The 14135-nt window shown below is 38.6% G+C and carries 15 protein-coding genes and 1 pseudogene; 13 read left to right on the top strand and 3 right to left on the bottom strand.

Going from position 1 to position 14135, the window contains the following annotated elements:
* The 6 genes from BMX34_RS08145 to BMX34_RS08170 all read left to right on the top strand — a co-directional run.
* Positions 1 to 292: transposase (locus tag BMX34_RS08145; protein WP_200793434.1), on the top strand; the 292-nt coding region annotated here is incomplete at its 5' end.
* 150 nt (positions 293 to 442) lie between these two features.
* The gene (locus tag BMX34_RS08150; RefSeq protein WP_092572541.1) at positions 443 to 1144 is read left to right on the top strand and encodes a lantibiotic protection ABC transporter ATP-binding protein; all 702 of its coding nucleotides are present in this window, start codon (positions 443 to 445) and stop codon (positions 1142 to 1144) included.
* A 3-nt stretch (positions 1145 to 1147) separates the two neighbouring features.
* Positions 1148 to 1888, top strand: a complete 741-nt coding sequence (locus BMX34_RS08155) for a lantibiotic immunity ABC transporter MutE/EpiE family permease subunit (protein ID WP_092572542.1) — start codon at positions 1148 to 1150, stop codon at positions 1886 to 1888.
* Positions 1888 to 2628, top strand: a complete 741-nt coding sequence (locus tag BMX34_RS08160) for a lantibiotic immunity ABC transporter MutG family permease subunit (RefSeq protein ID WP_092572543.1) — start codon at positions 1888 to 1890, stop codon at positions 2626 to 2628. Before BMX34_RS08155 ends, BMX34_RS08160 begins: the two co-directional genes overlap by 1 nt.
* Positions 2629 to 2660: 32 nt before the next feature.
* Positions 2661 to 3320 carry a response regulator transcription factor gene (locus BMX34_RS08165; protein WP_092572544.1) on the top strand — a complete coding sequence of 220 codons (660 nt, stop codon included), beginning with the start codon at positions 2661 to 2663 and terminating at the stop codon, positions 3318 to 3320.
* Positions 3311 to 4690, top strand: coding sequence for a sensor histidine kinase (locus tag BMX34_RS08170; protein WP_092572545.1), 1380 nt, complete (start codon positions 3311 to 3313; stop codon positions 4688 to 4690). The genes BMX34_RS08165 and BMX34_RS08170 overlap by 10 nt, the downstream gene beginning before the upstream one ends.
* Before the next feature lie 133 nt (positions 4691 to 4823).
* Here BMX34_RS08170 and BMX34_RS08175 read toward each other — a convergent pair.
* From BMX34_RS08175 to coaA, 3 genes and pseudogenes are all read right to left on the bottom strand, one after another.
* Positions 4824 to 5017 (bottom strand): annotated as a pseudogene (locus tag BMX34_RS08175) (plasmid mobilization protein); the annotation flags it as partial.
* Between the two features lie 193 nt (positions 5018 to 5210).
* On the bottom strand, positions 5211 to 6758 hold the full coding sequence (gene guaA / locus BMX34_RS08180; RefSeq protein WP_092572546.1) for a glutamine-hydrolyzing GMP synthase: 1548 nt from the start codon (positions 6756 to 6758) through the stop codon (positions 5211 to 5213).
* A 12-nt stretch (positions 6759 to 6770) separates the two neighbouring features.
* Positions 6771 to 7664 carry a type I pantothenate kinase gene (gene coaA / locus BMX34_RS08185; RefSeq protein ID WP_092572547.1) on the bottom strand — a complete coding sequence of 298 codons (894 nt, stop codon included), beginning with the start codon at positions 7662 to 7664 and terminating at the stop codon, positions 6771 to 6773.
* A gap of 266 nt (positions 7665 to 7930) precedes the next feature.
* Between coaA and mvk the strand changes: the two genes are divergently transcribed.
* The 7 genes from mvk (at position 7931) to BMX34_RS08220 (ending at position 13971) form a co-directional block, all read left to right on the top strand.
* Positions 7931 to 8929, top strand: a complete 999-nt coding sequence (mvk, locus tag BMX34_RS08190; protein ID WP_092572548.1) for a mevalonate kinase — start codon at positions 7931 to 7933, stop codon at positions 8927 to 8929.
* Between the two features lie 2 nt (positions 8930 to 8931).
* Positions 8932 to 9924, top strand: coding sequence for a diphosphomevalonate decarboxylase (gene mvaD / locus BMX34_RS08195; RefSeq protein ID WP_234971706.1), 993 nt, complete (start codon positions 8932 to 8934; stop codon positions 9922 to 9924).
* Position 9925: 1 nt separating this feature from the next.
* Positions 9926 to 11068: a phosphomevalonate kinase gene (locus BMX34_RS08200; protein WP_092572549.1), complete on the top strand. Its 1143-nt coding sequence runs from the start codon at positions 9926 to 9928 to the stop codon at positions 11066 to 11068.
* Between the two features lie 10 nt (positions 11069 to 11078).
* Complete coding sequence (gene fni / locus BMX34_RS08205) at positions 11079 to 12173, top strand: type 2 isopentenyl-diphosphate Delta-isomerase (protein WP_092572550.1); 1095 nt, start codon at positions 11079 to 11081, stop codon at positions 12171 to 12173.
* Positions 12174 to 12571: 398 nt separating this feature from the next.
* The gene (locus tag BMX34_RS08210; protein WP_092572551.1) at positions 12572 to 13129 is read left to right on the top strand and encodes a DUF7010 family protein; all 558 of its coding nucleotides are present in this window, start codon (positions 12572 to 12574) and stop codon (positions 13127 to 13129) included.
* A complete protein-coding gene (locus BMX34_RS08215; RefSeq protein WP_092572552.1) occupies positions 13110 to 13553 on the top strand; it encodes a LytTR family DNA-binding domain-containing protein in 444 nt (147 codons plus the stop codon). The genes BMX34_RS08210 and BMX34_RS08215 overlap by 20 nt, the downstream gene beginning before the upstream one ends.
* The gene (locus BMX34_RS08220) at positions 13543 to 13971 is read left to right on the top strand and encodes a DUF3021 family protein (protein WP_092572553.1); all 429 of its coding nucleotides are present in this window, start codon (positions 13543 to 13545) and stop codon (positions 13969 to 13971) included. Before BMX34_RS08215 ends, BMX34_RS08220 begins: the two co-directional genes overlap by 11 nt.
* The last annotated feature ends 164 nt before the right edge of the window (positions 13972 to 14135 follow it).

A 14135-nucleotide genomic window follows, 5' to 3' on the forward strand; every position in this document is an offset into this window, starting at 1 on the left:
AAATAGAATCGTTGATGACTATATCGAACAACCCAAATATAAAAAAGCTTGCGAGAGCTTGGATAGTGGCTTTGAAGATGCCTTTCAATATACCGTCATCGGGAATGGCTACACCCGACTGAAAAGCACCAATCTTCTTGAACGATTGAACCAAGAAATCCGTAGAAGAGAAAAAATCATTCGTATCTTCCCCAATCGAGCTTCAGCCAATCGATTAATAGGTACTATTCTTATGGACGTGCATGAAGAATGGCTTAGTTCGACAAGAAAGTATATTAAGTTTGATCAGTAAAAGACCGGTGAAACATTGTAATATATTTTACACAAGATTATGGACTTGACTAACAATCTATTAAATTTTTAAAGAATCTTATTTTCCTTATGGAATCCTTAAATTTGTATTTTATACTAAGTTTATAAAATGAAGAGGAGGTTCATTTATATGGACAAATTGATATTAGAAACAAAAAATCTTACTAAAACTTTTGGTAAACAAAAAGCAGTAGATAGTATTTCTTTAAAAATAAAAGAAAATTCTATATATGGATTGCTAGGACCTAACGGAGCAGGTAAATCGACTATATTGAAGATGATTACTGGAATGATTCATAAAACATCTGGTCAAATCTTTTTTGAAGGTCATGAGTGGAGTCGTGACGATTTATCAGATATTGGTGCCTTGATAGAAATGCCTGCCTTGTATGAGAACTTATCGGCTAGGGAAAATTTAAAAGTAAGGACACTCCTGTTAGGGTTGCCAGATTCTAGGATTGATGAAGTTTTGGAAATAGTAAGTTTAAAAGATACTGGTAAAAAGAAAAGTAGTCAATTTTCTTTAGGAATGAAACAAAGGCTAGGTATCGCCATTGCCTTATTAAATAATCCTAAGCTATTGATTTTAGATGAACCAACAAACGGACTTGATCCTCTTGGAATTCAAGAATTACGTGATTTAATAAGAAGTTTCCCAGAAAAAGGAATAACCGTTATTTTGTCTAGTCATGTTTTAGCAGAAGTTGAACAAACTGCTGACCATATTGGGATTATTAATAATGGAAAATTGCAATATCAAAACATTATTAATCATGATGACAATTTAGAAGAACTTTTTATGAATGTTATAAAAAGTGGAATGGGAGTGTAAAAAATGATAAATTATATTCTTGCAGAAAATTTAAAACATAAGGGCACTTTCTTGAAGAAGTTATTAGTTATTATGCCAATAACTTTAATCTTATTGTCACTCTTTCTTATGCCAAGTTATTTCACTACTAATTCCTATAACTGGTGGTACGTCATAATAATGCCTGCAACTTTTGCCTTAATCCCAGCAATGATGGATAGAAAAGAAAGTAGAAAATTAAACTACAGAGCAGTTTTTCCTCTAAATATTAATCTCAAAAAGTTATGGGTTTCAAAAATAATTACAGCATTTGTTTATATGAGTATTGCTGCTATAATTCATATGCTAGGAGTGTATATTTTTCAATTTTTAATTGGAGGGCAATTAACACCAAACTATGGATTTTCAACATTACTATTTGCTAGTGCCTTACTAATAATAACCAATATTTGGCAAGTCCCTCTATGTTTTTTCTTAGCAAAAAAATTTGGCTTTATAGCAAGCATTACAATAAATGCTGTATTAGGTTTAGCCTTAGGAATTTTGATATCTGACAGTGCTTTTTGGATTTATTGTCCATATTCTTGGGGAATTAGATTAATGATTCCTGTTATGCATATTCTACCAAGTGGTATTTTAATAGAAGCATCAAATCCAATGATATCAAACACATCGTTACTTATTCCTTGTATTTTATCTATATGTCTATTTACCTTACTAACAATGATAAGTGCAAAATGGTTTTCAAAACAAGAGGTAAAGTAATGATAAATATAATAAAATCAGAAATATACAAAATTAAAGGCACCTGGCTTCCTTGGATTCACATAGTCTTACCTATAGCCTATTCTTTACTATTTTATGTGGCATTAAAAACCACAGGATTAAAAAATTTTGAAGAAAGCGATATAATACAAACTTATTTTGTACTTTTAGGAGCGGTAATACCAATAATATTAAGTTTTATAAGTTCAAAAGTAGTTGATATGGAAATGGGTGCTGGAAATTTTCAAACGCTTTTATCTACTACAAAATCTAGAACTAAGGCTTATCTAGGAAAACTCCTTGTACTAGAATTGGGATTTGTTATTTCTATTGCTTTAGCTATTATAATTTTTGCAATATTAACAGGATATCAAAATATCTTAGATTGGTTTATTGAATTTTCCCTAATTGTTATTAGCAGCCTTTCTCTATACATGATTCATCTTTGGGTATCAATTGAATTAAGTAGTGGTGCATCTATAGGATTGGGTTTTCTAGAAACAATGATTGCTTTACTTTCAATGACTGCCATTGGCGATAGTATTTGGTATTTTATTCCTTGTACGTGGTCATCTAGACTTCCAGCTATGTATATTATTATGCGCAAAGTTTCGGATCCTTCCTATTTTTATAAGGAGTTGAGAATTTGGAGCTTTGTAGCCTTATTTATTATCTTAATTCTATTTATTTCCTCAATTATTTGGTTTAATAAGTGGGATGGGAAATCTATTAGTGAATAAAAGTTTTTAATTTAAAATTAGGAGGTGATAAAATGTCTTTAATTCTTGCAGTTGATGATGAGTTAGATATGCTTGAACTAATAAAAAATATTTTGAAAAAGAACAATCATGAGGTCGATGTATATCAAAATCCTTTAGAGATTGATAATAGTAAACTTAGTAAATATGATTTGATTCTACTTGATATTATGATGCCAGGTATTGACGGAATTAGTTTCTGTAAGGATATTCGAGCTAAAGTAGACTGCGCTATTCTTTTTTTAACGGCAAAAACTATGGAAGAAGATATAGTTGAAGGCTTATTAATTGGAGGAGATGATTACATCACAAAACCATTCGGTGCAGCAGAACTCCTAGCTCGTATAGAAGCACATTTAAGACGAGAAAAAAGAGAACGACACACTAGTCTAAATCTAGGCGGGATTCGTTTTGATTTATCTTCCAATGAAGTCTTTGTAGGAGATGAAAAAGTTCATTTGACAAAATCTGAGTATCAAATTTCAGAACTACTAGCAAAAAGAAAAGGACAAGTATTTTCAAGAGACCAAATATATGAGCTTATCTTTGGATTTGATGGTATAGGAGATGCATCTGCAATATCGGAACATATAAAAAATATTAGGGCAAAATTTCAAAAATATGATGAAAATCCAATTGAAACAGTATGGGGGATCGGATATAAATGGAATTAAAATCAAAAGATCAATCTCTTAAACATATACTTTTTAAATACTTGTTAAGTATTGGACTAGGACTAGCAATCTCCGTTTTATTAATCCTAGCTTTTATATCCGCTTCTTATCAATTTAAGTGGATATTTCCAGCAAACCATACTGAGAGTTTAATTCTTGAAAAAAGGACAGACATTTCCACTTCAAAAAATTTTGAAAAATCATTGTTACCAAACAATACTTCTTATCTATTTTTATCAAAAGACGAAAAAGTTTTAGAAACAAATATGAATAAGAATATCCAAGATATAGCCTTTAATTATCATAAGGGGTCTGGTTATTCTAATGCCAATTTATATTTTATGGAAATACAAAGATCAGATGGATATGTACTTGTAGCTTATAACCTAAAACCTTATTATAAAAGTCCTTGGATGCAAAAAAATCTACCACAAATAAATATTTTATTGCTAATTTTACTGATAATATTTTGCCTTATTAGTATTGTTACCACCACATTAATTTGGGCAAAGAAAATATCAAAAGAATTAAATCCTTTGCTAGAAGCTTCGGAAGAAATTGGGAAACAAAACTTAGACTTCCAAGTTAAAAAGTCAAATATTCAGGAATTTAATGCTATATTAGATAGTTTAGAAAAAATGAAAATAGGATTAAGTGAATCTTTAAGGACAAAATGGAGAGAGGAAGAGAAAAAAAGAAATCAGATTTCAGCATTAAGCCATGATATAAAGACTCCTCTTTCAATTATTAAGGGAAATTCAGAGTTATTGGGAGAAACAAATCTAACAGAAGATCAGGAAAGCTATCTAGGTTATATTAGGAAAAACACAAACCGTATTGGTAAATATATTGAAACCTTAATGCTTGTTAATAAATCTAACCAAGCAAATGAATTAAACTTTACTCAAATTAGAGCAAAAGAATTTGTAGAAAACATTGAAAAACTAGCTAAAGAATTCACATCGACTTATAAGTTAAATCTTTTAGAAGATATTAACTATGATGATTATGTTTTAATAGTAGATTTAAAAAATTTTGAACGAGCCTTTCTAAATATTCTGAGTAACGCCGAGGAGCAAAGTCCTAAAAACTCAACTATTAAATTAATTATATGCTCCAAAGCTGATAAGCTCGAAATATCAATACTCGATCAAGGACATGGATTTACACGTGAAGACCTATTATATGCTACAGATCAATTCTATCAAGGAGACAAAAGTAGGAATTCAAAAGAAAACTATGGTATCGGATTATTTGTCGCCGAACAAATTATTAAGATGCATGGAGGAAGTCTTGTTTTAGAAAATAGGACTGATAAAATAGGTGCAAAGGTCAGCATATTATTACCTGTCAAGAATACTCTTATATAGGGTATTCTTTTTTTTATTCATAAATTATATATGAAAATACTAAGTTTTTTTATCAGTTTTTTCACTCTTAGTAATGTAACTTATTTCCAAATTTATAGTTGATTTTATTGGATGAATTTTTGTAATTGCCATACTAAATACCATAACTTTCTTTTGATTTATTAAGAAGTATGGAATGTATATCCCATATCTCTTTGATAATTTTTCTATTTGTTTATTCATTAATTCAATTTCATTTTTGTAAATAACACCAGTGGTATTAGTTGCCTTTGCAATCTGATTTATATTGTTTGTTGTATTTGAAAGTAACCATTGGAGATGTCTAAATAAATTAATCCTCATAATATGTACGCAAAAAGACCGCAGTTTTTAAACTACGGTCTTATTTTTGTCCAAATGTAAACCACTTGGAACTATTATTCAATTTATTCTTTTTAACAAATGTTCCCATTTTAATCCCAGTTACAGTTTTTAATCTTCTGTAACCATTGATTTTACAAGGTTTTTAATTTTTTTGCGACTATTCCCATTCTATTGTTGCTGGTGGTTTGCCGGTAATATCATAAACAACGCGGTTAACGTGAGGGACTTCGTTGACGATTCGCTTAGAGATTTCAGCTAAGACATCCCAAGGAATTTCAGCAAATTCTGAAGTCATACCGTCAATCGAGGTTACTGCGCGGATGCCGACCATGTGATCATAGGTTCGACCGTCTCCCATGACGCCGACCGAGCGCACGCCAGGAAGAACGGTAAAGTATTGCCAAATATCACGTTCTAGGCCGTGTTCCGCAATCACTTCGCGCAAGATGGCATCTGATTCACGAACAATATTGACCTTCTCATCAGTGATTTCACCTAAGACCCGAATTCCCAAGCCTGGACCTGGGAAAGGTTGGCGCCAAACAATCGAATCTGGCATACCTAGAGCCGTTCCTAAGGCGCGGACTTCATCTTTAAATAAGGTGTTTAACGGTTCAATCAATTCAAATTGCATATCTTCAGGAAGGCCACCGACATTATGATGGGATTTAATAGTCTGTGCGGTTTCGGTTCCTGATTCGATGATATCTGTATAAAGGGTACCTTGAGCAAGGAAATCAATGCCTTCAAGTTTGGCCGCTTCATCATCGAAGACCCGGATAAATTCGTTACCGATAATTTTACGTTTTTGTTCTGGATCGGCCACACCGGCTAATTTAGCAAAGAAGCGATCTTTAGCATTAATATGAATAATATTTAGTCCGAATTGACCTAGGGAAGTCATTACATGGTCTGCTTCATTCTTACGTAAGAGTCCATGATCGACGAAAATACACACCAATTGATTACCGATGGCTTTTTGCAGTAGGACACCGACTACGGAGGAATCTACCCCGCCGGATAAAGCTAAAAGGACATGGCGGTCGCCAACTTTCTGACGGATTTGCTCCACTTGTAAGTCGATGAAGTTCTCCATGTTCCAATCGCCATTGGCTCCACAAATATCGAAGACAAAGTTTTGTAACATCGTATTACCATGAAGGGTGGCGCGAACTTCCGGATGGAATTGAACCCCATAAATCTGCCGTTCAGGATTCTCAAAGGCAGCATAAGGTGTATGAGGAGTCGAAGCAGTGGTCACGAAACCTTCTGGAATTTGGGTAATCTTATCCCCGTGACTCATCAAGACCGTTTCTTCAGCAGCGAGGGCCTTGAAAAGACCGGTCTCGGTATTGCTAATACTAATTTGTCCTTGGCCAAATTCACGTTTAGCCGAAGCTTCAACCACACCGCCAAAGACTTGGGTGGTGAGCTGCATGCCATAGCAAACCCCCAAGACTGGAATGCCTAACTCAAATACGGCGGGATCTACCGTAAAAGCATCCTCATCATTCACACTGTGAGGGCCGCCAGAAAGGATTACGCCAATCACATTACCTAAGTCTTTGATTTCTTGGGCTGTTTTACGATGAGAGACTAATTCAGAGAAGACGCCCAATTCACGAATTCGGCGGGTAATCAATTGGTTGTATTGGCTACCGTAATCGAGTACGATAATTTTTTGAATTTCTTTTATATTTGTCAAACGAATTCCTCCCTAGAATTTTCTAACATAGATGTTGTCGATATAGTGGTCTTTAGTCTTATGCAGGATTAAGTCGGCCCTGTCTTTGGTTGGGGCGATATGTTGCTCCAGATTCGGCGTATTAATCGTATCCCAAATCTTATGGGCATAGGCCCGGGTTTCTTCCTTGGTCCAATGAGCCATCTCATAATAAAAGCTAGACGGGTCATCCTTAACCCGGTCAAAAATCACATCATAACGGTGGTTAAACCATTCAAACACATTCTCAAATTCCGCATCCACATAAATAGAGAAGTCAAAGAAATCGCGGACTGAAATCGGCGGATTTTCTGGAGTTTGTAGAACGACTACCCCTTCAACAATCAAAATATTGGGTTGGGGCATGGTAATTTTGCGGTCGGGTACAATATCATAAATTTCATGCGAATAAATCGGATATTCTAAGACGCCGTCACTTTGTCTAACCTTATTGACAAAAGCCTTCAAAGCTTCCATATCATACGATTCTGGAAACCCTTTGCGGTCTAAAATTCCGTGATCTATCAAGTATTGATTGGGATAGAGGAAGCCATCCGTATTCATCAGTTCAACTTGTTTTTGCGGATAGACTTGGCGGAGTAAGTCGCGCAAGACTGCAGCGACGGTACTCTTACCTACTGAGACGCCTCCTGAGATTCCAATCACGAAGGGTTCCACCCGTCTTGGTGCCCGTAAATAAGCTTGTTGTTGATAATTTAACGCTTTGATATGGTCAATTGAAATCCCAATAAACTCAAGTAAAGGAGCGTAAACTTCGGCAATCTCAGCTTGTTTAATATAATCGCGGGACACTGTTAAGTTATCATAAGCTGAACTCGATTTAAATGACTGCCATTCCTCTCGAGTATATCTATCGAAAAATTCCACTCTCTGTACCTACCTTCACACATATTACATAGATTATCGACATTAGCTATATTCTATCATACCCCTTTGGCAGATAATAGAAGCAATTCTCCTGTTTTTGTAGTTTATTAGAAGCACTAATAAATAGACCACAAAGTCGGTACCAATCTCATTCATGCGCTCAGTCTTGAGACTGAATTCTGCCTTTATCATTTTAAAAGCCTTGGAGATAGTATATAATACTAAAATGAACTAATACCCGTCAGTGAATCTATAAGGAGAGTTACATGAATTTGGAAGAACAAAGCCATTTGGTGGCCCGTCATCAATTGGACAGTGTCAAGCATCATCCCGTTGGTGTGGGGAAAGCCCACAGCAAAATTATCTTGATGGGGGAACATGCTGTCGTCTATGACTACCCGGCCATCGCCCTACCCTTCAACAAAGCTTCCATGGAAGTGGTAGTCACACCAAGTCTTACACAACACCACAGCCTGGCCAGTGATTATTACCACGGACGGCTTGATCAGGCACCGGAGATCTTAAAGAATATCCGTCACGCCTTAAATCTAACCTTGGAAAGTTTTAAATTGAAGAAAAATCCGCTCCATATCAGTGTCCAATCGACCATTCCTGTGGGCCGCGGTATGGGGTCCTCCGCAGCAGTCGTAGTGGCCATGGTCCGAGCTATCTGTGATTTCTATGCTGTTGATTTGACACCCTATCAACTTCAATTTATTGTCAATCAGGCCGAAGTAATTGCCCATGAATCGACTTCAGGCATTGACACTCTGATGGCTTCCAGTGATTTGCCAGTCATCTATCGCAAAAGTCAACAAGCACGGACCTTTGAATTTGACCTCCCTGCCTATTTAGTCGTTGCCGATTCTGGGCAAGAAGGTCGAACTAAACAAGCAGTCGGCCATGTTCGCCGATTACGTGAGGCAAATCCTCAGTTCGTTGAGAATACGATGGATTCGATTGGTAACTTCGTCCAACAGGCCTATGAAGCGATACAAGCTGGCGATATTAATGAACTAGGCCGCTTAATGACTTATAATCACTATTATTTGAATCAGCTGGAAATTTCTAACACCTTGTTAGACCGAATTGTAAATAGTGCCTGGTTAGCTGGGGCCCTAGGTGCCAAGCTAACCGGTGGGGGGCTAGGTGGCTGTGTGATTGCCCTAGCGGACTCCTTGATTTCAGCCAAATTAATTGAAGAAGCCATGTTGGAAGCTGGAGCTTCCAAAACTTGGTCGATGTCGTTAAAAAGAAAGGGGTAAAGATGACTGCCATGCAACAAGTTGCTTATCGGGCTCATACTAATATTGCCCTGATTAAATACTGGGGCAAACGAAACCGTCAGTTATTCTTACCTATGACTTCAAGTTTATCTCTGACCTTAGATGCTTTCTATACCGAGACGCGAGTGAGCATCGAGCCAAACTTGACTCAGGATTGCTTTATCCTGAATGACCAAGTTCAAGCCGACGATGAAACTCAAAAAATTTCTCACTTTATCAATTTATTTCGACAACAAAGTGCCATTCAAGACCCCGTACTAATAGAATCGACCAACCATGTGCCGACCGCTGCTGGACTTGCTTCATCGGCGTCGGCTTTTTCTGCCTTAGGCTTGTGTTTGAATGACTTATTAGGCTTAAATCTGGATACTAAAACTTTATCAACTTATGTTCGACAAGGTTCAGGTTCAGCCACACGCTCGCTATTCGGTGGCTTCGTCCTTTGGCATGCGGGGCAGGGAAGTAACACCACTTCTTCTTATAGTGAACAGATTGATCCAGCCGATTGGGATATCCATATGTTGGTCATCGCGATCAATAAGGGCAGTAAGGCCATCTCTAGTCGGCAAGGAATGGAACATACGGTTCAAACCTCGCCCTTCTATCAACTTTGGCCCCAAGAAGTCGATCAAGATCTACAAAAGATGCTGGGGGCAATTAAGGCTCGAGATTTCGACCAAATTGGCCAGATTGCTGAGCATAATGCGATGAAGATGCACGCAACCATGTTAGCTGCTCAACCAAGTTTTACCTATTTCCAACCGGATACAGTCCGTGCGATTCAGCTGGTCCAAGGCTTACGCCAAGAAGGCGTTTCCTGCTACTTGACCATGGATGCGGGGCCGAATGTCAAGGTGCTTTGTCAATCACCGTCCATCCCCATTCTTCAACAACGCTTGAGCCAGTACTTCCGTCCAGACCAGCTCATCCTAGCCCATCCTGGACCAGGTCCTAAGAAATTGGAGGAAATCTAGTATGGAGACGATCTTAAGTCAAAAACAGGCGCCTCGACCAATGCAGACGACGTTTAAAGCGCCAGGGAAGCTCTTTCTGATGGGTGAATATGCCATTCTCAACCCTGGCCATTCGGCTCTACTCATGGCCGTCGACCGTTATGTCCATTGTCAGGTTGATGATCAAGCCCCGGATCAGCCCAGTCAATGTCATTCTGATTGGCCGGGAATGGATGTCTTATGGGTCAAAAAATCGGCTTCTTCTGCTAAGCTCGAATTCAAAAGCCAGAACTTGATCGCGTGGTCTTATGTCATTGAAGCTATTAAGCTAATAGCTGACCTAGCCGAAATTCAACAATTACCTTGGCGCTCCTTCAACTTGCAGATTCAGTCTGATTTGCATAATCAAGCCGGACGTAAATATGGTTTGGGTTCCAGTGCTGCGGTTACCGTCGCTGTCATCGGAGCCCTGCTTAAATTTCAAGGGCTTCAATTCAACTATCCAGCTTTAGCTCGATTTAAGTTGGCCACCCTGGCCAGTATTCAGGCTGGTTCAAACGGGTCAATGGCTGACATCTCTACTAGCTCCTTTGGCGGTCTCGTCTATTATCAACGCTATGACGCTGACTGGTTAGACCAGCAATTAGCTACAGGTAAATCGTTAACTTATCTCTTATTTGAAGACTGGCCCGCTTTACAAATTAAGAAGCTTGCTCTGCCCAGCCCAGTACAATATCAAATTGCCTGGACAGGCCAACCTGCTTCCACTCAGAACTTAGTTGCCGATTTAAAAGAGAAATTGGTAAGTCAACCAGAGCCTTTTCTACGCTTAAGTCAAGAGATTCATGTGCTGGTCCAAAAGGCGAAAGTTGCCTTGGCTGATGAAGGAACGACCGATTTCCTAACTTTGATCCAAGCCAATCAAAAAGTCTTAACTCAACTGGCTATTAGCTATCAACTGCCCATAATCAGCTCTCAACTCGCCGACTTCCTTGATGCTTGCCATCAAGCAGGTTGGGTAGGCAAAATCTCAGGTGCTGGCGGAGGCGATTGTGGCCTCGCTTTTGCCGATAAAGGGAAATTGACTGATCGCTTACATCAAGCATGGCAAGAGTTTGGTATTGAAACCTTAAACTTCAAGCAAGCGCCTAGTATCTCAGAATAAGGAGGGTCCTATGAATTCTCAAGAACCACAAATTGCTCAACAACGAAAGAACGATCATGTTAAATATGCCCTAGCTCAACAAGGACAACTTCGAGATTCTAACTTCGAAGAGATTCGCTTTGTCCACCATTCATTCAATCAGGTTGATTTCTCAAGCATTGACCTGTCAACTGAATGGGCCCAACAGCAACACGCCCTACCCTTCTATATTAATGGCATGACTGGCGGGTCACAATTTACTAAGCAATTCAACCGCAAACTCGCCCAAGTCGCTGCTGCGACTGGATTGGCCATGGCCTCTGGTTCTGTTTCTGCTGCTTTGAAAGACCCTTTGGTGGCTGACAGCTTTACCGTTATCCGCCAAGAAAATCCTCAAGGCTTTGTCTTAGCCAATATCGGTGCCCATCATGGGGTCGACAATGCTAAACGAGCGGTTGATTTATTGAAAGCCAATGCCCTACAAATTCATTTAAATATTCCCCAAGAGGTGGTGATGCCTGAAGGCGACCGTGATTTCACAACGTGGTCAGCTAATATTGAAAAAATAGTTGCCCAAGTCGGTGTTCCGGTCATTGTCAAAGAAGTAGGTTTCGGCATGAGCAAGGAAACCATCGAACACTTAATAGATCTCGGCGTTCAAACCGTTGACGTCTCCGGTCGGGGCGGGACAAACTTTATCAAGATTGAGAATGAGCGCCGTGACCAACTAGATTTCTCAGCCTTAGCTGGTTGGGGCCAAACCACGGCTGAATCCTTATTAGAAGCTCAGCCCTATCTGCAACAGGTTGAAGTCTTGGCTTCAGGCGGCATTCGCCATTACCTAGATATTATTAAAGCTCTTGCTTTGGGTGCACGAGCCACCGGATTATCAGGTCATTTCTTAAAAAGCGTTCAAGATCAAGGCGTCCAAGCCACCATTGCCATGGTAGATCAGTGGCAAGACAGCCTAAAACACATGCTTCTGCTACTAGGTTGTCAAAATCTAGACCAAGTGCGTCAGCTACAATTAGTCCTTGGCCCTACTCTACATCACTGGGCTCAAGCACGCCAATTAAATCTGCAAAGCTTTTATCAGGCCCATCAATATATTCCTTTTGAAAAGTAATCCAGTGACTTCATCGACAAAAATCTCCTGGCATAATGATTATACTGGGAGCCTTTCTGTCTATTGTCACACTTTCAAGATAATTACTAAAACAAATCCGAATCGATATACTCGCAAGATCCACGCAGCTTAACAGCTCTTGACTTAGCAACTTGTTGCTAAGAGCTGGTCTAGTGGAGCTAGACCGGAAAAGCTGTGGCTTTGGAGGACGATCTCTTGTCTGTATAAAGATTCGGATTTTTTGACTGAGATAGCTCAAGAGATTTATGCATCTACTATTCCTTTTTAGGTTCACCATTTTCTTTTTGTAAGCAAGTTGGCATTTATTGCATCCTAGTGCAAATTAGCTAGCCTTTACCCTTATCTTTCTTATAGTAAAAGAGAAAGGAGAGATGCAAATGTTAGATGCTCTACGTAAAGAACTCAAGATAGAACAAAGAGCAGGTTTCCCTTTTGTCTTTGGGGGTGCCTGCCTCGCTAGTCTTATTTGTCTAGTTTATTACTTACCTCTCTCACTCAGTTTACAAAATATGCTGACCTTATGCTTATCGCCTTTAATTTTAGTCTTCGCTTTAATCATGGGGCGTTACCTTCAACTTAATATTTTGGACCGAACCCACCCCTTAAGTTCTTTAGGTTTGTATTTGTCCATCAATCAAATGCTCTACCTACTCATTGTTTTGATTTCCTGCAATGCCTATCCTCAAGCCATGCTGCTTTTTTATGTCATTATCCATGCTGGGCACTTCTGGCCTTTTGCCTGGCTTTATAAGGTGAAAGCCTATGCCTATATGTCCGTTGCAATGACTCTCCTCAGTTTACCAATTCGCTTATTTTTTAATAATCAAGGGTTGGCACTATTTCTAATGACGACTTCATGGCTATTTGTGTTAGTATTATGGCAAGAATACAAAAATCAACAACCTAGGAGCCAATATGAAGCTGATTTACCATGAATCGACACAGATTCCCCTCGAAGAAATTCATATCCATGCCCACCCAGCCAATCAAGACCTTGCCCAGAGTCTAACTTTAAACAAGCAGATAAAACAGCTAACTCTGGTCAATCCGGTCAACAACCGTCAATATCTATGCCCTTTACACTTGATTGAATCCTTTGAAGCGAACGGACATTATTGCGAAGTCCAACTCTTGGATGATCGACGTTTGATCTTTCCGCAACGACTCAAACAATTGACCGGTCTCTTAGACCATCGCTTTTGTCAGATTAATCAGTCCCAATGGATTCAGTGGCAAGCCATCGAAAGTTTCACTGTTGAAAAGCATGCCCGTCTCCAATTGATAAGTACCAGTCAGCGTAAGTATATGGTCAGCCGCCATTATGCCAAATTCATAAAGGAGCGCGTTTATGGTCAATAAATCTTTGTTCCAAAATATTAGCCTAAAATTTATCGCCACGCACTCAGCCTTAATTCTAATTCAAAGCCTCTTCTTCGACCAAGACCATGCCTATCCCTATCTGGCTCTGAAGTTATTTGTCATCAGCCTAATCCTGTCTCTTACCTTTGCTCTCTTTTACCCTTATTTGTGGCAACGGTCGACTTGGCCTGCATGGTTGAATATCCTGATAGCTAGCCTCGTAAACTGGCTGGCTGGCATCCTCATTATTTATTTACTCTCAGATGCACTATTCCAGTATATCCGACCTTATTTATGGCTCATTCTCATAATAACCCTGATGATTCATTCTGCCATCTTCTATGCTTTTAGCTATTACCAAAACCAAAACTTAGCCAAACAATTAAACAAACAGTTAGCTAAATATCAAAATCAGTAGAGTAACTCATTGAATCACTAACTATTTTAATACTCAACATTTATATTTCAGATGCTTTGCGAAATAAGGCGATTTCGTTTAGATAGCTACCCTAGTAAACAATTGAGGTGAGGTTAGTATAAGCGTATTAATTTCCATAACAAATCCGAATCGAGATACTCGCA

Origin of the sequence: Ignavigranum ruoffiae, assembly GCF_900110675.1 — a bacterium.
GTDB lineage: Bacteria > Bacillota > Bacilli > Lactobacillales > Aerococcaceae > Ignavigranum > Ignavigranum ruoffiae.